Source organism: Pedococcus sp. P2_E5, assembly GCF_056403895.1.
Window position 1 is genome coordinate 24,562 of record NZ_JBFUEP010000041.1, and the last position, 19,341, is coordinate 43,902.

Below are 19,341 nucleotides of genomic sequence, written 5' to 3' on the forward strand. Positions count from 1 at the left end.
GAGGCTACGGGTGACGCAGTGCCTGTGCTTGGTGAACTGGTGCAGCAGAAGCTGGCTGCCTGTACGCAACGCGGCAGTTGTCAACTGCCCGCGGAGTCCACCAGCTGGAGGTACTGATGCACCTGCTGGATCGCGACGGACCCTTCTCCGGCGGCAGAGGCCACGCGCTTCACCGAACCCGAACGCACGTCGCCCACCGCGAAGACCCCCGGCATCGACGACTCGAACACGAAGGGCGCTCGGGCCGGCGACCAGCCGTTGCTCGCGTCCCCCGTCACGACGAAGCCGTAGCGGTCGCGGGCGACCTGTTCGGGCAGCCAGTCCGTGTGCGGCTTCGCGCCGATCAGGATGAACACCGCGTCGGCAGGCAGAGTCTCGGTGGCGCCTCGCCCGGAGTCCTGCAGGGTGAGGCTCTCGAGCTCCCCGTCGCCCGCGCCGTCGACGATCTCGGTTCGGTAGCGAACGTCGATGTTGAGCTGCCCCTCGATCTCCTCTATGAGGTAGCGCGACATCGTTTCGGCGAGCGTGGTGCGTCGCACGAGGATGGTCACCTTGCGCGCGTGCGCGGCCAGGTGGACGGCAGCCTGTCCCGCCGAGTTGCCTGCCCCGACGACGAAGACCGTACGTCCGGTGAACCGTTCCGCCTCCGAGGCGGAGGCGCCGTAGAAGACGCCTCGTCCGACCAGCTCGTCGAGGGACGGGATGCCCAGCCGGCGATAGCTGACCCCCATGGCGAGGACGACCGCGCCAGTCGCGATCTCCGCACAGTTCGAGGTGGTCAGGTAGAGCCGGTCGGCGTCGCTGCGGATCGCCTGGGTCTGGCACATCTGCAGGAACGTCGTCCCGAACACCCACGCTTGCTGGTGCGCCCGGGTGGCGAGGTCGGCACCCGTGACTCCACGCTGGAAGCCCAGGTAGTTGCGGATGAGCGAGCTCGACCCTGCCTGCCCGCCGATCGTCTCGCGTTCGATCACCAGGGTGCGCAGCCCTTCCGAGGAGGCGTACACGGCCGCGGCCAGCCCGGAAGGCCCAGCCCCCACGACGGTGACGTCGTACTCGCGGGAGCCCTGCAGGCGGGTGCGCGCGCCGTACGCCTCGGCGATCTCGGCGTTGGTCGGGTCTACCAGGACCCGCCCGTTGCGCTGGACGACGACGGGAACGTCGGCCTCGGCCTCGCGGACCTCTTCCAGGACCTGCCTCCCCGCTGGCGAACCTGTGGGGTGGAAGACGAAGGGCACCCGGTTTCGGCTGAGCAGGCTGCGCAGCTCCGAGGCGCGGGCGTTGCCCGCCTCGGCGACGATGGTCAGCTCCCTCGACAGCGACGCGTCCGAGCCGACCCACTCGTGGAGGTTCTCGGTCACCGTCCTGTGGAACAGCTCGTCGGCAGCCCGCCAGGGCTTGATCGCGTAGTAGTCGATCTGCCCGAGGCCGATGCCTCGGCGAAGCGGGTGGGCTGTGGCATCCATCGCCCACTCGCCCCACGAGATCAGGAGCAGCCGGCGCGAGTGTGGGAAGAGCTCCTTTGCCTGGGCCAGGAGCTCGCACCCCGTGCCGTCGGGTAGCCACTGGTCGGACAGGACCAGGGCCACCCGCTCGCCCTCCTCCCGCAGAGCGGTCAGCTGGTTCAGCGCCGAGGTGGCCGCCCGAGCGGTCCGTACCTGGTAGGCCCGGCCGTATCGGTCGTTCAGCTCCCCGCCCAGCAGCTCGATGGCGTCCGGGTCGTCGTCGACGGCCAGGATGACCGGACGTCGCTCGGGCGGGTCGACGTCGTGCAGAGCCGGGAAGAGGGCCACGGACCCATTGTGATGTGACGTCCCAGATTCGCTAGCGACGAGCCGCGACATTCTTGCAACAATGAGGTCATGACCGAGCTGTCGACGCTGCCCGAGGCAAGCGAGGCGGTGTCGCGCTACGCGTGGGGCGAGGCGTTCCAGCTCTTCGCGGCGGCGGACGCAGTCGCGCCGCTGGGTCCCGATGAGCTCGACCAGATGGCCGAATGCGCGTGGTGGATCGGCAAGATGCGCCACTGCATGGCACTTCGTGAGCGCGCCTACGAGACGCACCGGAAGCAGGGCAACCCGCGACGCGCTGCTCGAGTGGCGATCGACCTTGCCCAGCACTACGGCGACCTCGGTGAGCGCGGCACGGCCATGGCGTGGCTGCAGAATGCCACCCGGCTGCTCGAGGGACAGCCCGAGAACGCCGAGCACGGGTGGCTCAGCTTCGCGCGCAGCATCGCTGCCCGCGACGACGGCGACCTCGATGCTGCGGTCAGGTGTGCCGAGGAGGCTGAGGCCCTGGGCGCGCGTCATGGCGACAAGGACCTCTTCGCGCTGGGACACGCTTTCCAAGGCATCGGCCTGGTGTACACCGACCACCCCGACCGGGGCCTGCCCATGGTGGAGGAGGCGACAGAAGGCGCCGTGGCCGGGGACCTGGGTGCCCGCGCGACCGGAATGATCTACTGCATGATGATCGCGGTCAACGCCCAGGTTGCCGACTGGCAGGCAGCGGGTCGCTGGACCGAGGCGGCCACGCGATGGTGCGACCGGCAGGCCATCAACGGCTTCCCCGGTGTCTGCAGGGTCCACCGCGCCGAGATCCTGCGCTTGCGAGGTTTCCTGTCCGAAGCCGGCGAAGAGGCCCTGAAAGCCACGACGGAGCTGGGCTCCTTCAACCTGATGTTCTCCGCGCTGGCCTTCCGGGAGCTGGGCGAGGTCAGGCTCAAGATGGGTGAGATCGACGCGGCTGAGGAGGCCTTCCGGCAGGCGGAGGAGATGGGTGTGACGCCGCAGCCTGGTCTTGCCCGGGCCCTCGTCCTGCGGGGTCGCCCGGGTGCCGCCGCCACGGGCCTCCGGCGGGTCCTCGGCAGCAAGGGCATGGGTGCTTTGGAGCGAGCGAAGCTTCTGCCCACTCAGCTCGAGGTCGCCCTGATGCTTGACGACCTCTCGACGGCGCAGACGGCCGCGATCGAGCTGGCCGAGATCGCGTCGAACCACCGGACCCCCGCCTTGCGGGCGATCGCCGACGCCGGGGAGGCCGCGGTCCTCCTCGTCCAGGGCGACCTCGCCGATGCCGAGAGGGCGGCCCTCAACGCGCACCAGCTCTTCAGCGAGATCGACCTGACCTACGAGGCGGCCCGGGTCTCCTCGCTGCTCGGTCGCATCTACGAGTCAGGGGGCGACGTGGATCGCGCCCGGGCACAGCACGAAGCCGCACTGGCGACGTACGACCGGATCGGTGCCGTGGTGGACGCCGCAGATGAGCGGGCCGTCCTGACCACACCCGACCTCGCCTAGCCGCGGCCAACCGTCACCGAGAATCCCCCGGCGGCAGGATCGGAAGCCCCGACGGCGCTCCGCTGGTGATCAGTGCGTCGACGGCATCCATGTCGACGCACGCCTCGACCAGGTCGGCCAGGAGGTCCAGCCGCGCCTGCCGGGCCGCCCCGAAGCTGACCCCACTGGCGGCATAATGGCGCCCGACGGCTGCGGCGGTGACACCCAGGAGCGCGTGCCGGAACTCGTCGGATTCCAAGCTCCCGTGCACCATCGTCCCGAACACGTGCCGGCGGCGGGCTCCGCCGAAGAACTCCGCCTCCGCACCGGTGGTGGTCACCCCGTGGTGGATCTCGTACCCGGACACCGGTGCGCCCAACGCCGTTCCGTGCGAGAGCCGCAGGACCTTGTCGGCCGCGAAGGTGGTCGTGGTGTCCAGCAGCCCCAGCCCTTCGACCACCGTCCCGGCCGGCCCCTCGACACCATCCGGGTCGCTGATCGTGCGCCCAAGCATCTGGAACCCGCCGCAGATGCCGAGCACGGGGCGTCCGGCTGCGGCGTGTGCCGCGACGGCGCGGTCGAGGCCGCGGTGCCGCAGCCACGCAAGGTCCGCCATGGTCGATCGGGTCCCGGGGAGCACCACGAGGTCGGCGTCGGCGAGGTCCTGGGGTCGGGAGGCGAACCGCACGTCGACGTCCGGCTCCAGTCCGAGGGCGTCCACGTCGGTGAAGTTGCTGATCCTGGGGAACCTCACGACCGCGACCTTCAGCGGGTCCTCGGCGTCGGCCGCTCGTCCGGCGAGGTCGAGCCCGTCCTCCGAGTCCAGCCACACGGCTGGGCTCCAGGGGATCACCCCGAGCACCGCGCGACCAGTGATGCGTTCGATCTCGCGGTTGGCAGGCGCGAGCAGGGTCTCGTCCCCCCGGAACTTGTTCACCACGAACCCGGCCACGAGTCGCTGGTCGGCCGGCTCCAGCAGCGCCACGGTGCCGTGCAACGCGGCATACAACCCGCCTCTGTCGATGTCACCGACGACGATCACGGGCATGTCGGCGTGCCGCGCCAGCCCCATGTTGATGTAGTCGTGCTCTCGCAGGTTGATCTCGGTGGGACTTCCGGCGCCTTCGCAGATGACGACGTCGAAACGGCATACCAAGTCGTCGTATGCCGCGAAGGCGGCCTTCGCGAGCGAGCCTCGCGACCCAGCGAACTCGGCGGAGGAGATGGAACCGGCAGGGAGCCCGTTGAGGACGACATGGCTGCGCCGATCACTCCCCGGCTTGAGCAGCACGGGGTTCATCGCCACCTCCGGTGTGGCCCCTGCGGCAACGGCCTGGATCCACTGGGCACGTCCGATCTCGGCACCGAGACCGTCGGGGCCGCCGACGACCATCGAGTTGTTCGACATGTTCTGGGCCTTGAACGGAGCGACACGCACCCCGCGGCGGGCCAACAGCCGACACAGCCCGGTCGTCACCACACTCTTGCCCGCATCCGACGTCGTCCCGGCGACCAGCAGCGACCCCTTCACTTTGCCTAGCCTACGAGGGGGACGCACAGCGCAGGTCGGCGGCGTAACGTCGCATCAGGGTCATGGCCACGATCCCGGCCGGCCCGGAATTGATGCAGTGAGCGCTGGAATCAGGGAGGTTGGGAAATGTTCGAAGCACTGAGGGCGACTCCGACCATCGCGGTGTCAGACATCGAGAGGGCCAAGAAGTTCTACGGCGAGACGTTGGGCCTGAAGGTCAACGACGAGAGGGCCGATGGAGTCCGGTACGACGCGGGCGGAGGGTCACTCGTGCTCGTCTATCCGTCCCAGTTCGCCGGTACGGCCAAGAGCACCTACATGGGCTTCGACGTGGACGACGTCGAGAAGGCGGTGGGTGAGCTCCGCGAGCGCGGGGTGGTGTTCGAGGAGTACGACATGCCGGGGTTGAAGACGGTGGATGGCATCGCCGAGATCGAGGGCATCAAGGGCGCCTGGTTCAAGGACCCTGACGGCAACATCCTGTCGATCGGCCAGGAGACCTGACACCGCTCGCGCGGAGCGCGGGGTAACGAGAAGGGCCCCGGACCAGCGTTTCCGCCGGTCCGGGGCCCTCTGTGCACGGGGTGTCAGGTGAAGGGCGGGCCAAACACTCAGTTCCTGGTGCCCTAACCACGGGATGCCCGAATCGACGTCTCCTCCGTTTGCGACCTGCCGTCGCGGTTATGTCGCCTTGTGCGGGGCAGGGCCTGCCGATCTCGCGGAGCGACGATGCACAGCGACGACGCGCTGAAGAAGGTCGTCACCGACCCGACGGGGTCACGTCCTCGTCGAGGTCGACCCGGTCGACCCTGCGGTGGAATCGCATGCCCGCGCTGCCGCCGGCGATGGCGCCGATCAGGCTCGTGACTGCGGCGAGAACGAGCGCGACCACACCGGCGGTATTGAGGTCGGACGTGCTTATCGGGAGCCGCGGGAAGCTGTTCAGCTGACCCAGTACGTCGTACTTGGTGCCGGCAACGACTCCGACGACGGCCACGATGACCGCGACCATCAGAGCCCAGACCCAGACCGCCACACCCTGCTTGGCACCGTTGAACCGAGCCATGCGGCCGGCAACATAGCCTCCGCAGAAGTAGCTCACGAAGAGGATGATGGCCAAGACGATCGCGCCCACGATGCCGACGGTCGCCGCGTCGGATGATGCCTGGTCGACTGCCTCACTGGGGTCGGTGCCCGTGCCCAAGCCCACGGCGGTACCTGCGGCGGCCAACGCCGCGGTGAGAATCACGGCCATGCCCATGGCGGCGAGCCAGCCGAAGAACGCAGAGCCCACCTTGACGCCACCGAACCGCTCGGCCTGGGCAGCGGTTCGACTCTGGCCATAGGCCACGCGCTCGTCCTCGCTGCCATCACGCCGGTCGCGGTTGGCGACGCGCTCGTCCTCGCTGCCATCACGCCCGTCGCGGTCGGCGACGCGGGTGGCGTCCTGCTCGTTGTCGTGGGACTCATGCGTGCTGTTCATGTGTGCCTCCTTGTGGGGGCCTTTCGCCAAGTCGTGGAGACTCGGCGTTGAGCGGATGCTCTGTCCTGCCTCACCATGGACGGCTTCTGGCTGTTCAAGGCGCATCTCCATAGTGCCCTAGGGAGCAGCAGTTCAAACCGTGTGATGGCGCAGCATGCCGTTCCACGGCGGGGGTTTGAGCGAGGCGCCTGTGGGTATGCAGAGGTTCAGCCCATGGGAAAGGAGTCCACCGTGTCGAAGGATCTCAGTGACAGCGAGAACCGCAAGAAGCTGAAGAAGTCGTCGTTCGCGCTGCCGGAGCAGGAGAAGTACCCGATTCCTGACATCGAGCACGCTCGGAACGCTCTGGCCAGGGTGGCGCAACATGGAACAGCGGCCGAGAAGAAGAAGGTCCGGGCTGCGGTCGAGAAGAAGTATCCGAGCCTGAAGAAGGACGACTGACGAGCCGGACCTGCCGGACACCCCACTCCATCACTTGGATGACCCTCAAGACCTACCTGAGGCTGGGCCGCAAGGTGTCGCGAAGTGTCAAGGTGATGGCGATCAACTCGCAGGGTGTTGATCGAGAGGAGTCCCGAAATGAGCACCTACATTGCACGGCATCGTCGCCCTCGGCTCACCTGGCGCCAGCGCCTCTCGTCGCAGCTGACTCCAACTCCCCAGCACCGCACGGCGGACGTCCCGGCCCCGGGGTCCCTGTTCACGTCCCCACCGGTGGCCTGAGCTCGCTCCGCGTGGTCACGGACAACCGTTCCCGTTCGACCTCCAGTCAGAGCGAACACTCAGAACGTGTTGGTGCAGCGGGCCCCGTGGGCGACCGTCGGGATCGCAGAGGATGCGGTATGCCGGGTCGGCCCACAGGCGGACAGCTCGGCGTACCGGCGTCAGGAGGTGGGGCCCGATGGAGGCGGCCGGCTCTTGGGCGCGCCGCGCCCACAGGCCCGAATGCCTCGGCACCCGGGCGGCGAGGTTCACCAGCGCGCGGTACGGGTTGCGGTGATCCAGTGGTGGTTGATGACCGTGCCGAGATGGCGGTTCTCCTTCTCGTTGAAGCGCAGCTTGTCGCTGTGCGAGCGCCACAGCAGGCAACGGACCTCGACACCGCGACCGACGGCGTCGACCAAGACATCGCCGATCGTCGGACCGCCTTCGGCCAGCAGCTCGTCGGCGTCGCCCCGCCAATCAGTGAAGAAGATCCGATCCCCCTCGAGCGTGGCCCCCAGGATCTGGATCAGACGCGTGAAGTACTCGGCGCCGTGCACGTGTGGCACCACCAGGTTCCCCGCCGTCCACGGGCGATCTCGCTCCGGCAGGAACCAATCGCTCATCCCTACAGGCTGCCAGTCAGATGCAGATATGTAACTCGCCGCCGGTTCAACCGAGGCGCCGTTCCGGGTGTACCTGCCTGCCCACCTGGGTAAGCAGCAAGGGCAAGCTCATCGCAGGCCTCAAACGGATGGAGTTTTCATGCCCGGTGTCATCACGCTCATCAAGGACGACCACAAGACGCTCGAGTCGGTCTTCAAGCAACTCGAGAAGGCCGAACCTGGGGACATACCGGGCCTGCTTCGGCAGGTCGCCGAACTGCTGATTCCCCATTCCAAGGCCGAGGAGCAGGTGGTGTACCCCGCCATCAAGGCGACTGTGCCCGACGAAGGCACCGACGTGGACGATGGTCTCGCTGAACACCACCACGTGGAGGAGACACTGCAGGAGCTCCTCGATGCAGATCCCGAGGCGCCCGGCGTGGACGGCCTGATCGCGGCCATGATCGGCGAGGTTCGCCACCACGTCGAGGAGGAGGAGCAGGAGATCCTGCCGGCCTTCGCCGAGGCCGCGTCCAACCAGCAGCTGTCGGACCTTGGAGACCGTTTCACCGCAGCCAAGGAACAGGCCCTGGCCGCGATGCAGTCCCGAGCCTGACAGCGCGGGGAGGACCGGTCCCACCCGCGTCCACGTCGTATGCCGCGTGCCGGCTGCCACCCTTCCTCGCGCTCGCGAGGTGGCTGGCAGCCGTCACGACAGCTGAGGGAGCACCTCGTCCCCGTAGAACGCGATCATCTCCCGCCACCGCGGTCCCATGTTCGCAACGTAGACCTCGTCGAAACCCGCCTTCTCGAACGGATCGAACGCGGCACGGTGCTCCCGTGCGTCACTGCCACACACGACCGACTCCCCTGTCGACTCCTTGGTCACCAGGGTCGCGGCTTGTTCGAAGTGCTGCGGGGAGGGAAGTACCTGGGCGAGCTCGCCCGGTAGCCCGGCGTTGGCCCACAACCGGTGCGCGTGGTCGCGCCCTTCCTCGGCGGTCGCGGCATACGCGACCTTGAACCCCGCCATCGCTGGCGCCCGGTCGTCGCCCTTCAGTCGTCGGAACTCAGCCACCGCATCACCGTCCGGCTTCGTGGTGATGAACCCGTCACCGATCCGCGCGGCGACCTCCAAGGCCTTGGGTCCGAAGGCGGAGACGTAGACCGGCGGGGGCTGATCCGGGAGCGTGTAGATCCGTGCGGTGTCGACCGTGTAGTGCCAGCCCTCGTGCGAGACCACCTCGCCGGTCCACAGGGCACGCATCACCTCGACTGCTTCCTCCAACATCTCCAACCGCTGCTCGGCGTGGGGCCACGGGTGCCCGAGCACGTGCTCGTTGAGCGCCTCCCCCGAACCGACTCCGAGGACGAAACGCCCGGCGAGCATCACGGCCGAGGTCGCCGCGGCCTGCGCCACCACTGCCGGGTGCACCCGCACGGTCGGGCAGGTGACCGCCGTCGTGACGGGCAGCGAGCAGACCTGCGAGATCGCGCCGATCACCGACCAGACGAATGGGCTCTGTCCCTGCTCGTCGTTCCAGGGGTGGTAGTGGTCGCTGATCCAGAGCCCGGTGAAGCCCGACTCCTCCGCCAGCACCGCCTGCTCGACGAGGTCGTGGGGACCGTACTCCTCACACGACAGGAAATAGCCGACCTTCATGCCTGTCCTCCTCCACGCTCGTCCCAGCGGCAGCCGCCCCCGAGATGTCCTCATGCGGCCGGTACGAGGTCATGCGGCCGGTGCCAGCAGGTCGCTGCGAAGCTTTCCGAGGATGACGGCCAGGAGCCGGGACACCTGCATCTGGCTCACACCGAGCACCGCCCCGATCTCCGACTGGGTCTGCTCCTCGACGAACCGCAGCCTCAGGATCAGACGCTCGCGGTCGCTCAGCCCTTCCAGGGCCCGAGCGAGCAGGTCCCTGTCGGCTATCAGGTCATCGACGCCAGGGTCGTGATCGACCACGTCGGGCACACCAGCGCCGGGCGGGAGGTCGAGGGATATGGCGCGATAGGCCCGTGAACAGGCGTGGGCATCGCGCACGTCAGCGGGGGTCAACCCGAGGCTGTGGGCGAGCTCCGCGTCGGTGGGGTCGCGGAGCAGCCGATGCCGCAGGTGGTCCTCTTCGTGGACGAGCTCGGCGCGCAGCTCCTGCAGCCGCCGCGGTGGCCTGACCGCCCAGGCGTTGTCGCGGAAGTGACGCTTGATCTCGCCAGCGATCGTGGGGACGGCGTATGCCGCGAAGCTGCTCCCGCAACCGCAGCGGTAGGCGTGGGCCGCCTTGAGCAGTGCCACACGTCCCACTTGGACGAGGTCCTCGACGTCCATCCCCCGGCCACGGAAGCGCCGGGCGACCCCGTCGGCGAGGTCCAGCGTGAGGACGACGGCTTGGCGTCGCAGCTCGGCGCGCCGCTCGGCGTCCGAACAGTCCTGGACCTCGGCGAGGAGGGCTTCGGCGCGTTCGTGGTCACGGTCGGACCAGCCGGGCTCGGCAGTAGAAGCTGGGTGGGTGAGGACTAGCGGCGCTGACACGGTGCATCCCCTCGAGTTCGAGATGGGGACAAGGCACCGCTGCTGGACCAGTTGTCTTTGCCTCAGACAACCACCGCAGTCGACCAAGCGCAACAGCACGTCCCGCCTGCGCGGCGTGGGAGGTCAGCCGGCGGTAGCGTCGTCCTCGCTGTCGGCATCCTCGGGGATGCCCCCGCTCGCGKGGTCGTTGGCGACTCCGCCCGTCTGGTCCTCGGTGTGGGACCCGGGGCCGCCGTCCGGAGCGTCAACGGATGCGGGCGCACTCGAAGCCGCATCGTCCGGGGGATTCGTAGCGGTGTCTGCACTGTTGGACTTCGGCATGGACTGCCTCCTCGGCGACGTGGCACAACGCGGTGTTGCGCTCGCGATCGTGCCCTACCCACCTGCGGGCCGTGGCAAACCCGCACGACCCACTCAACCGCCCGCACTCCACACACTGCGGGTGCGTTTGTCCGGCCTGCGTCCTGGGTAAGCAGTCGGGTAACCAGTCGTTGGCGGAGAAACGTTGGGTCCGCGGAAGGTGAAACGGTGAGAGTCGGGCTTCGCGTACGGCATACCGGCACGGCGGGCGGCCGGTAGATGGCAACGCACGTGTGCCCGCAGTGCGGAAGCGACAGGGCGACAACCGTGATGTTGCCGGGCACGGCTGGATCCGGGGAGCCGCGCCTGCATCCTGCGTTCCGGTGCCTGGTCTGTGACACCCAGTGGACTGCCCAGGAGGCGCGCAGCCGCGCCGCCGACCCGACCAGTGCGCGCGACACCGAGGCGCCGCCCTCGCGGGCGGATGGCTAGGAGACGGCATTGCTCCCCACCACTTCGTCCGGGAACCACACGCTGCCATCGGTATGACGCCACGCGTCGCCTCTCTGCCCACAGTCCACAGCCGGGGTAGCGCGCCAGCGTGACGGGCTCATGCCTCAGTCGGGGGCACCGACGAATGAAATCGGTAGGCGTGGGTACTGGGCGGCCATGAGCGATGCAGAGCCGCCGGTCACGGTCACCGAGGTCGAGCGCGTAACCAACGAACGGCGCACCACCGCCGGGGTGGCGCACGATGTCCACGTCACCCTCACGGGCCCGCTCACCGTGGGGCAGGCGGAGCAACGCCTGCGTGCGGATTGGCCGCACCAGTCCAGCTGGCCGCTGAGCTTCGAACCGGCCGCGGCCGGTTCGGCGCCGACAGTGGTCATGCGCTGGGTGCCTGACGACCGGCGGGACGAGGTTGTGGAGGCCCTCAGGGACGCCTTGGACCGGCTGCAGCGGCCCTGACGCGGCAGGCCATGCGGGCGACGTCCGGCTTTCCAGGGGAAGTCCGACGACGTCGACCGAGGCGGTGCCCCCGCTCCCTCGGGTGGGGCATTGCTGCGGCCGCCATGCTGCCCCTTCAGCGCGGGTCAGACGCGTGGTGATGGGGGGGCTGGCAACGTTCGGCGACGCTTTCGCGATGGATTTACAGCCCGCCGTATGCCGCCCGCTCACCTGCGACGTCGCGGCTCGGCGATGGACTTCGCCGCGATTCCCCCAGCCTCTCGACGATGGCCGACGACTTTTCGAGCACACCCGGACCTTCGAACGCCATGGTCGGCGCGCGGCACTCCGCCGCCCATCGGCGGGGGCGCGCGGAGGGCGGCCATCCGTTAGTGCCGAGTCGTGACGAAGTGGTGAAGCCGGAGGGCGGCTGGGTTCAGCCCACGGTCCGTACGCCACGTCAGTCCGATGATGCGGCGAGCGTTGGGGCTGGAAATGTTCATGCCTATGGTGCCGGACAGCCCGGCGAACTGCTCGGGCACGATCGCAACCCCAAGGCCTGCGGCGACCAGGCCCTCGATCGTGGCAAGGTCGGCGCTCTCGAACGAGACGGGCACGGCGACACCGGCATCGGCAAGCAACCGGTTGACGAGCTCGCGGTATCCGAACCCGACCGGCGTCGTCACGAGCTCGTCCTCGACCAGCTCCCTGAGGTCGACACGGCGACGTCCACGCAGCCGGTGGCTGGGGGGAACGATGAGCACCAGCCGCTCATCTTGGAGCGGCAGCCACCCGTAGTCACCCTCGGGCTGCACTGAGGTGATCGCCAGCTCCACCAGCCCCTGGTCGAGATCGCGCTGGATGTGGTGGGCCGGCTCCTGGGTCAGCACCACGCGGACTCCGGGTGCCTCCTCGTGGAAGTCACGAAGGATCCGCGGCACCAACGAGGTCGCCATCGAGTCGAGGAAGGCCAGTCGCACCACCCCCGCGTTCGGGTCGAGCCGCGCCCCGAGCTCGAGCAACAGCTGCTGGTAGCGGCCCAGGACGTCGCGAGCCCCAGCGATGACGAGCTCGCCGTCAGGCGAGATGACCAGACCCTCCGGGACCCGCTCGAACAGCCGCGCCCCGAGTTCGCCCTCCACACGAGCCAAGGCCCGCGACAACGTCGGCTGGCTGACCCGGAGAACAGCGGCCGTATCGGTCACGTGCTGGTGGTCGGCCAGGGCCACGAGCCACTCCAGGTCGCGAACGAGCATGTTCCTACCATACGCATTACGTATCGGATATCTCTGGGATTGTCATTGGACGTATCAGACGAACATCCCCACAGTGGCGTAGGTGAACCTCACGGAGACCGCAGTCCGCGCCACGACGTCGCCAGGGCACCTGCCGGGGACCGCCGGGTACCGACGGGTCATGACGGCGATGTTCGCCGCTGGGATGGCGACGTTCGTCCTGCTCTACGCGACGCAGGCACTGCTGCCAGAGCTCCGGACGCAGTTCGGTATCTCCCCCGCCCAAGCGACCCTCACGATGTCGCTCACCACCGCGGGCCTGGCCGTCGCGCTGCTCGTGGCCGGGCCGGCCTCGGAGAGGTTCGGGCGAACGCGCCTGATCCTCGGCGCCGTCTGGTCCGCCAGCCTGCTGGGGCTCCTGTGCCCACTTGCTCCGTCCTGGCACGCCCTCCTCGCGCTGCGGCTGATCGAGGGCATCGCACTCGCAGGGCTCCCCGCGGTGGCCACCGCGTACTTGCGCGAGGAGCTGCACCCGACAGCGCAGGCACGGGCGGCAGGTCTCTACATCGGGGGCACCGCACTCGGCGGGATGGCCAGTCGCCTGCTGACCGCTCCCATCGCGGACGCCCACGGCTGGCGCTGGGCCGTGGCCGCCGCGGGCCTCTTCGCGCTGGGCTGCGCCCTGGTCATGACCATCGCATTGCCGCCGTCGCAGCACTTCCACAGGCGGGCTCGCGGCCGACTCGGTCTGGTGGCAATGTCCCGAGCAGCACTCACCGACCCCGCGCTGCGCGCGCTCTACCTGCTGGGTGCCTGCGCGGTAGGAGCACTCGTCGCCGTCTACAACGCGCTGGGCTTCCGCCTCACCAGTGGGCCGCACCACCTCGGTCTCGGCGCCGTCAGCCTGGTCTACCTCGTCTACCTCTTCGGCACTGCGAGCTCCGTGGTCTCCGGGCTGCTCGCCGACCGGTTCGGGCGCCGCACGATCCTGCCCACGGGATGCGTCCTGGCGATCGCGGGCGTCCTGCTTACCCTTGGCCCGTGGCTGCCCACCATCGTGATCGGCCTGGCCGGGCTGACGGCCGGGTTCTTCATCGTCCACGGGCTGGCCAGCGGATGGGTGGCCGCTCGTGCACACCTCGTGGGCGCCAGCGCAAGCCAGGCCGCCGCGTTCTACCTGTGCGCCTACTACGCCGGGTCCTCGGTGTTCGGCAACCTGGGCAGCACCGCGTGGGACGCCGCCGGCTGGCCGGCGGTCAGCTCACTGGCGCTGTTGCTGCTGCTCGCCGCAGCATGCCTGACCCGCACCCTGCGGCGAACTCCCGCTCTCGCCCCTCACAGCCTTCCGACGTGACTGGCGCTCGCTCCACGACCGCATCCTGGCTGAGCGCCACCGCGTCAGCCTGTGCCCTGGGTGGCGGTGGCCGGCATGGACCCGTGGGTATGCCGTGGGGTCCGGCGCGCATCGCCGGGCGCCCGCCCGCGTGTGCAAACATCGTGGGCGTGAACGACGACAGCGTGGTTTCCGCCGTGTCCTTTCCCATCGTCAATGACGCGTCCGTCCCGCGCGAGGAGGGAGGAGCAGCCCGGTTCGCCGGCGAGGTCGTCGGCCAGGACGTGCTCCCCGAGGTCAGGGAGGGCGGGTTGCGCGGCAGCCGGTTCGAGTACGCGCCCGGCGCGCGCTCCCACTGGCACGTCCACACCGGAGAGCAGGCGCTCGTCGTCGTGGAGGGCCAGGGCCTGCTCCAGTGGGAAGGCCTCGAGGAGCCCGTGGTCCTACGTGCTGGGGACTGGGTCCACGTCCTGCCCGGCGTTCCCCATTGGCACGGAGCCACGGACGACACCCCGTTCGTCCACCTCGCGGTGACGGCTTCAGGTGACACCCAGTGGCTCGACCCGGTCGAGCCTGAGGCGGCCCGCCCCTGACCGACGCCTGGGACACCCGTTGGGTGGGGCCGTCCCACCTCCGGCCCGTGGGACCTCAGGGCGCGACAGCGTCTGCCTCGGCATCGACCGGCGGGCCCCACAGGCTGTTGCGACCAGTGGCCGGGTCGACCCACAGCAGGCCACCGTCATCCGCGACGGTCGGCGCAGGCAGGGGTGAGACGAACTCGATGCGGACTCCGCCGAGGTCCGCCTTGTCGGTGAAGCACAGCAGCACTCGTCCCTGGTCGTCATACACCGTGCCGTCTCCCCCGACGCCCAGCTCGGCGAGGTCGCGCATGCGACCCGCGGGGTCCTTGGTGCCCATGAATGCGAGGTGGTGCACACCGAGCTGCTCCGGCCCGTGCGTGCCCTCACCCGTGACCTCCAACAGCTCGATCCGGGGTGGACCCTCCTTGGAGAACGACATACGGGCGTCGTGGTGGTGAGGCGACTCGTCACTGGAGTCCACGTAGCGATCGGTGCGGTACCGGCCGATGGGACTGAACGTGTACCCGGTGATCCGGGTCCACAGCTCGATCGCCTCCTCGATGTTGGGCACGAGGATGCCGACGTGCTCGATCAGCGGGGCGTTCATGGGTTCTCCCTGAGGTGGTGGGTCAACGGGTGAGGCAATGGCGGATGGTGGCCAAGAGGGTGTCGAACCCGACGCCGGACCCCATCATCGGCGGGAACATCGAGGTCGTGTAGCCGACCGAGACGCCGAGCTCGCGGTCCACGACCACGGCAGACCCGCCGGCGCCCTCGTGCCCGAACGACGTGGGTCCGAGCATCGGAAGCTGGGGAAACGGCAGCTGCACTCCCGAGCCGAACCGGATCGGGATGGCGAGGACGGCATCGATGCCGTCGGACCGCGGCTCGACCATGGCCTGCAGGGTCGGCTCGTCCATGAGCCGGATGCCGTCCACGGGCCCGATGACGGCCGCGAAGACGCGGGCCAGGTCACGGGCGCCGGCCACGCCGCCCACTGCGGGAAACCCGGCAGTCATGAGCAGCGGGTCGTTGTAGACGTCGGTGCTGGCGGCCAGTCGGCCGATCTGCCCGAGGGGCAGGGCTGGGTCGACGCCTTGGGTCGCCCGCTGCGTGGTGGCGGCCCTCGGGCGCAGCACGGGCTGCACCCGAGGCAACAGCGACTCGGGCAGCCCGATCCACAGGTCCAGGCCCAAGGGGGCGGCCAGCTCGGTTGCCGTCAGCTCCCCGATCGTGCGTCCCAGCGCTCGGCGGACCACTCCGTCGAGCAGCGTGCCGAAGGTGAAGGCGTGGTAGCCATGGCGCGTCCCCGGCTCCCAGAAGGGGTCCTGCCGGGCGACCGAGTCCTCCTCGGCGCCGGCTGCAAGCTCGGCCAGCGAGTGCTGGACGACGACCGACGGGATGCCTGAGGTGTGCGCGAGCACCATACGGGTGGTGATCGTGCGCGTCGTCGCTCGGGCGAACTCGGGCCAGACATCGGCCAAGGGGGCGTCGAGGTCGAGGACACCGGCGTGGTGCAACCGGAGGGCGATGACGGCCGACACGGCCTTCGAGACCGAGAAGACCAGCTGCAAGGCATCGGGGCGGTACTCCCCCGCCACCAGGTCGACGAGGGGCTGGCCGTCGCGATAGACGGACAGCGCGGCACCGCCACCTCCCTGCGCCGCGACGACGCGCGGCAGTATGTCCGCGAGCTCGGCGAGGGGCTCGTGGGCGAAGCCACTCAGGGGGACGAGCTCGCGCGCCGGCGCCGCGAACGTCGTGGGGGCTCCCCCGAGCCGGTCGATGTCAGTCACCGGGGATGACCGAGTCGACGCTGAGCTTGTGCCATGTCCTGTTGTGGTAGACCATCGGCCCCGTCGTGCGGGCCAGAAGAGTCGCCTCGAGCGCGTGGACGGCCAGCACCGTCGACGTCCCCGCCCTCATCCGGCCCACGACGCGGCCGCGGATCCACCGCGGCGCCCGCACGAAGTAGGGCTCACCGGTTGCCAGGCGCGACCAGATGCTCGTGTCCGCGAACCGGTCCACACCGCTGGTCGCACACAGCTTGGCTATGTGGACCAGCGACCCGTCGAGAAGGTGGACGACGACCGTGTCGGCACGGCGGATGGTGGGGGTCGACGAGGAGTGGTCCGAGACGGCGAACCCCAGGATGGGCGGCTCGGAGCTGATCGAGAACAGTGACGTCGCCGTGAGGCCGACCGGCCCCTGGCCGGCGTCCGCGGTGATGACGGCGACACCTGCGGGGTAGTCCCCGAACGCCGACCTGAACTCGTCCGACGAGAGCCCCCCCACGAGGTTCGCACCGCCTTGGACACTGGTGCCGTCCACCTCGATCGCCTTACCCTGGTTGGCGCTCATCGCAGCACCGCCGGCCGCTTGAGGCCCAGGGTGTCCCGGAATGTCGTGCCCGGGTACTCGGTACGGAACAGCCTGCGCCGCTGCAGCTCTGGGACCAGCTCGGTGGCGATCCGGTCGAAGCCTTCGGGCATGTAGGGCGGGATGATCGTGAAGCCGTCGCACGCGTGGCTCTCGTACCGGTGCTGCATGTCGTCCGCGATCGAAGCCACGGTGCCGACCTGGAACTGGTGACCCGTGGCCTTGGCGCGGCTCCTGATGAGCTCGCGGACGGTGGGCCGTTCCTCGGTGACGACGCGGTGGAGGTTCGGGTACCTGCTGGCGTGGAGGTTGGGACTCGTGGCTGCCTGCTCGAGCGCGGGCAGCCGGTCTTCCGGGATGGGCTCGTCCAGGGGCAGGTCGTCGAGCCGGATGTCCAGCAGCAGCTTGCTGAGGAACTTCAGTCCCTCGTCCATGGTGTAGAGGTCGGCGACCTCTGCCGCGATGTCCTGTGCCTGCGCTTCGCTGCTCCCCACGATCGGGACGACCCCCGGGAGGATCCGCACCGCGTCCGCGTCCCTGTCATGGGCCGCGACGTTCGCCCTCGTCCGGGCATAGAAGTCCCTGGCGAGGTCGAGGTCGCTCTTCGCGGTGAAGATGATGTCGGCGTTGCGCGCCCCGAACGCCATTCCCTCGGGTGACTGCCCGGCCTGCACCACGACCGGCCGCCCCTGGGGCGACCGCGGCAGGGTCATGGGCCCCTCAACCTGGAAGTAGGGGCCCTGGTGGCGTGGGGCGACGATCTTGGTCTCGTCCGACCAGGTGCCCACGGCACGGTCGGCGACGACGGCGTCGTCGCTCCACGCGTCCCACAGACCCGTGACCACGTCGAGCCAGTCCTGCGCGATGGCGTACCGCTCCCCCTTGGGCGGGAGCTCGCCGTTGAAGTTCTGCTCCCCCTCGGTCGAGGTCACGATGTTGACCGAGGCTCGGCCAGCGGACAGGAAGTCGATCTGGGCCAGCATGCGCGCGACGTTGTACGGCTCGGAGAAGCTGGTCGACACGGTGGCGACGAGTCCGATGCGGCTGGTCACCGCACTCAGTGCGCCCAAGGTCGTCAGAGGTTCGAGCTGCATCAGGTCCGTGCCATCGCGACACACCTTGTCGGCCAGGAAGATCGCGTCGAAGCGGGCTGCCTCGGCCAGCTGGGCGGTGCGAGCGATGTAGTCCAGCGTCATGACCTGCTCGACACGACTGCTCGGGCGTCGCCAGCTGTAGTTCAGGCGACCGAACGGGCTGTAGAACAGCACCAGGCTCATGGTGCCGGGCCGTGCGTGAGGCATCGGGGAACACTCCCTTCCGAGTTCCCACGATCCTTTCGCCCCGACCACCGGCGACTCTTGCACCGAGGCGACGGACGCTTGCCCTCGCGCGACCGCCGTCAGGCGGTGTCGCGCACGATCAGGCGCAGGTAGTCATCGTGGTCCTGCACGGGCTGCGCGTCCATGCCGTCGATGGCCCCCAGGACCCGCTCGACGATGACCTCGGTGTAGAGCGGGACATTGATCTCGATCGTCGTGACGCTCGCGCGCGAGAGGGGGATGTTGTCCACCCCGATCAGCGCCAGGTCCTTGTTGACCCGCAGCCCACGGGTCTGCATGGCTGACATCAGCAGGAGCGCGATCTCGTCGTTGTGGCAGCACACTGCGGTGACCGGGTCGGGGCCGCTGGTCCAGTCGTCGAGGGCCGCGAACGCGGCGTCCAGGTCCGTGATGGCGAACCGGTGCTCGACGAACGGCGGCAGGCCGAGCTCGTCGCGGGCCCTCTCCGCCCCGTCGCGCCGGTCGGCCGCGATCAGCTCGACGAGCGGGTTGTCGACGTGCGCATAGCCCAGTCGACGGTGTCCTTTGGAGGCAAGGTACTCGACCTGCATCCGCCCCGCGCGGGCGTGCGGGAACACCCCTTGGATCCGCTCGAGCTTGACCGAGGCAGGCAGGTCGGTGAGGTCGTCGAGCCGCAGGCCCGCCATGCTGACGATGAGCTCGGGGGCGACGAGGCCCCACAACTCGGTCAGCGGCCGGGCGTCCGGCTCGAACCGGTGGACCATGAGGACGAAGCCGCGCGCGGTCAGCGCCCGGTCGAGCTCCTCGACGATCCGGTCGGCGACATAGCCGATGGCGTAAGCCTGGACGAGGGCCAGGACGATGGGGCTGCGCCCCAGGCGCAGGGATCGCGCAGGGCCGTGCGGGATGTGCCCCAGCCGGCGGGCGGTGGCCAGCACCGTCTCGCGGGTGGAGTCGGAGATCTGGCGCCCCTCCACGTTGTTCAGGACGTAGCTGACCGTGGCACGGGACACGCCGCTGGCGCGGGCGATGTCGGCCGTCGTGACCCGCTTCGCCGCAGGCCGGACCTGTTCTGCCACTGTCACCGCCCCCTCGCCTGGAATCTGCCGTGATCGGCAACCGACGCCGTCGG

General features: G+C 69.2%; 19 protein-coding genes. 7 read left to right on the plus strand and 12 right to left on the minus strand.

All coding sequences use genetic code 11. From position 1 onward, the window contains the following. Nucleotides 1–80: 80 nt before the first annotated feature. Nucleotides 81–1,793 carry an NAD(P)/FAD-dependent oxidoreductase gene (locus AC1DVZ_RS14445; RefSeq protein ID WP_477618898.1) on the minus strand — a complete coding sequence of 571 codons (1,713 nt, stop codon included), beginning with the start codon at nt 1,791–1,793 and terminating at the stop codon, nt 81–83. A 69-nt stretch (nt 1,794–1,862) separates the two neighbouring features. Here AC1DVZ_RS14445 and AC1DVZ_RS14450 point away from each other — a divergent pair, with 69 nt between their 5' ends. Continuing rightward, nucleotides 1,863–3,299: a hypothetical protein gene (locus tag AC1DVZ_RS14450; RefSeq protein ID WP_477618899.1), complete on the plus strand. Its 1,437-nt coding sequence runs from the start codon at nt 1,863–1,865 to the stop codon at nt 3,297–3,299. A gap of 13 nt (nt 3,300–3,312) precedes the next feature. Here the strand turns inward: AC1DVZ_RS14450 and AC1DVZ_RS14455 are convergent, their stop codons facing one another. Continuing rightward, nucleotides 3,313–4,809: a cobyric acid synthase gene (locus AC1DVZ_RS14455; protein WP_477618900.1), complete on the minus strand. Its 1,497-nt coding sequence runs from the start codon at nt 4,807–4,809 to the stop codon at nt 3,313–3,315. 126 nt (nt 4,810–4,935) lie between these two features. Between AC1DVZ_RS14455 and AC1DVZ_RS14460 the strand changes: the two genes are divergently transcribed. Next, complete coding sequence (locus tag AC1DVZ_RS14460) at nt 4,936–5,313, plus strand: VOC family protein (RefSeq protein WP_477618901.1); 378 nt, start codon at nt 4,936–4,938, stop codon at nt 5,311–5,313. Nucleotides 5,314–5,569: 256 nt separating this feature from the next. On the opposite strand, the gene AC1DVZ_RS14465 is transcribed toward AC1DVZ_RS14460, so the two are convergent. Continuing rightward, nucleotides 5,570–6,292: a hypothetical protein gene (locus AC1DVZ_RS14465; protein WP_477618902.1), complete on the minus strand. Its 723-nt coding sequence runs from the start codon at nt 6,290–6,292 to the stop codon at nt 5,570–5,572. A gap of 213 nt (nt 6,293–6,505) precedes the next feature. On the opposite strand from AC1DVZ_RS14465, the gene AC1DVZ_RS14470 reads away from it, so the two are divergent. After that, entirely contained in the window at nt 6,506–6,733 is a 228-nt protein-coding gene (locus AC1DVZ_RS14470) for a DUF6582 domain-containing protein (protein WP_477618903.1), read from the plus strand. Between the two features lie 530 nt (nt 6,734–7,263). On the opposite strand, the gene AC1DVZ_RS14475 is transcribed toward AC1DVZ_RS14470, so the two are convergent. Then, nucleotides 7,264–7,620, minus strand: coding sequence for a phospholipase D-like domain-containing protein (locus tag AC1DVZ_RS14475; protein WP_477618904.1), 357 nt, complete (start codon nt 7,618–7,620; stop codon nt 7,264–7,266). Nucleotides 7,621–7,759: 139 nt separating this feature from the next. On the opposite strand from AC1DVZ_RS14475, the gene AC1DVZ_RS14480 reads away from it, so the two are divergent. Continuing rightward, entirely contained in the window at nt 7,760–8,215 is a 456-nt protein-coding gene (locus tag AC1DVZ_RS14480; RefSeq protein ID WP_477618905.1) for a hemerythrin domain-containing protein, read from the plus strand. Between the two features lie 93 nt (nt 8,216–8,308). On the opposite strand, the gene AC1DVZ_RS14485 is transcribed toward AC1DVZ_RS14480, so the two are convergent. Both AC1DVZ_RS14485 and AC1DVZ_RS14490 read right to left on the minus strand, forming a co-directional pair. Then, nucleotides 8,309–9,262, minus strand: a complete 954-nt coding sequence (locus AC1DVZ_RS14485; RefSeq protein WP_477618906.1) for a TIGR03557 family F420-dependent LLM class oxidoreductase — start codon at nt 9,260–9,262, stop codon at nt 8,309–8,311. 69 nt (nt 9,263–9,331) lie between these two features. Then, nucleotides 9,332–10,132: a sigma-70 family RNA polymerase sigma factor gene (locus AC1DVZ_RS14490; protein WP_477618907.1), complete on the minus strand. Its 801-nt coding sequence runs from the start codon at nt 10,130–10,132 to the stop codon at nt 9,332–9,334. 969 nt (nt 10,133–11,101) lie between these two features. Between AC1DVZ_RS14490 and AC1DVZ_RS14495 the strand changes: the two genes are divergently transcribed. Beyond that, the gene (locus AC1DVZ_RS14495) at nt 11,102–11,401 is read left to right on the plus strand and encodes a hypothetical protein (RefSeq protein ID WP_477618908.1); all 300 of its coding nucleotides are present in this window, start codon (nt 11,102–11,104) and stop codon (nt 11,399–11,401) included. Nucleotides 11,402–11,769: 368 nt separating this feature from the next. Here the strand turns inward: AC1DVZ_RS14495 and AC1DVZ_RS14500 are convergent, their stop codons facing one another. Further along, nucleotides 11,770–12,636: a LysR family transcriptional regulator gene (locus AC1DVZ_RS14500; protein WP_477618909.1), complete on the minus strand. Its 867-nt coding sequence runs from the start codon at nt 12,634–12,636 to the stop codon at nt 11,770–11,772. Between the two features lie 82 nt (nt 12,637–12,718). Between AC1DVZ_RS14500 and AC1DVZ_RS14505 the strand changes: the two genes are divergently transcribed. Together AC1DVZ_RS14505 and AC1DVZ_RS14510 are read left to right on the plus strand one after the other, a co-directional pair. Further along, a complete protein-coding gene (locus AC1DVZ_RS14505; protein ID WP_477618910.1) occupies nt 12,719–13,969 on the plus strand; it encodes an MFS transporter in 1,251 nt (416 codons plus the stop codon). Beyond that, nucleotides 13,966–14,541 (plus strand): cupin domain-containing protein, encoded by a 576-nt coding sequence (locus tag AC1DVZ_RS14510; protein ID WP_477618911.1) that lies wholly within the window; start codon nt 13,966–13,968, stop codon nt 14,539–14,541. Before AC1DVZ_RS14505 ends, AC1DVZ_RS14510 begins: the two co-directional genes overlap by 4 nt. 55 nt (nt 14,542–14,596) lie before the next feature. Here the strand turns inward: AC1DVZ_RS14510 and AC1DVZ_RS14515 are convergent, their stop codons facing one another. The 5 genes from AC1DVZ_RS14515 to AC1DVZ_RS14535 all read right to left on the minus strand — a co-directional run bounded on the left by AC1DVZ_RS14515 (nt 14,597) and on the right by AC1DVZ_RS14535 (nt 19,294). Further along, complete coding sequence (locus tag AC1DVZ_RS14515; protein WP_477618912.1) at nt 14,597–15,136, minus strand: VOC family protein; 540 nt, start codon at nt 15,134–15,136, stop codon at nt 14,597–14,599. Nucleotides 15,137–15,158: 22 nt separating this feature from the next. Continuing rightward, a complete protein-coding gene (locus AC1DVZ_RS14520; protein ID WP_477618913.1) occupies nt 15,159–16,325 on the minus strand; it encodes a serine hydrolase domain-containing protein in 1,167 nt (388 codons plus the stop codon). After that, nucleotides 16,318–16,890: a flavin reductase family protein gene (locus tag AC1DVZ_RS14525; RefSeq protein WP_477618914.1), complete on the minus strand. Its 573-nt coding sequence runs from the start codon at nt 16,888–16,890 to the stop codon at nt 16,318–16,320. Before AC1DVZ_RS14525 ends, AC1DVZ_RS14520 begins: the two co-directional genes overlap by 8 nt. Continuing rightward, complete coding sequence (locus AC1DVZ_RS14530; RefSeq protein WP_477618915.1) at nt 16,887–18,209, minus strand: NtaA/DmoA family FMN-dependent monooxygenase; 1,323 nt, start codon at nt 18,207–18,209, stop codon at nt 16,887–16,889. Before AC1DVZ_RS14530 ends, AC1DVZ_RS14525 begins: the two co-directional genes overlap by 4 nt. A 98-nt stretch (nt 18,210–18,307) precedes the next feature. Further along, nucleotides 18,308–19,294: a LacI family DNA-binding transcriptional regulator gene (locus AC1DVZ_RS14535; protein ID WP_477618916.1), complete on the minus strand. Its 987-nt coding sequence runs from the start codon at nt 19,292–19,294 to the stop codon at nt 18,308–18,310. Between the last annotated feature and the right edge of the window lie 47 nt (nt 19,295–19,341).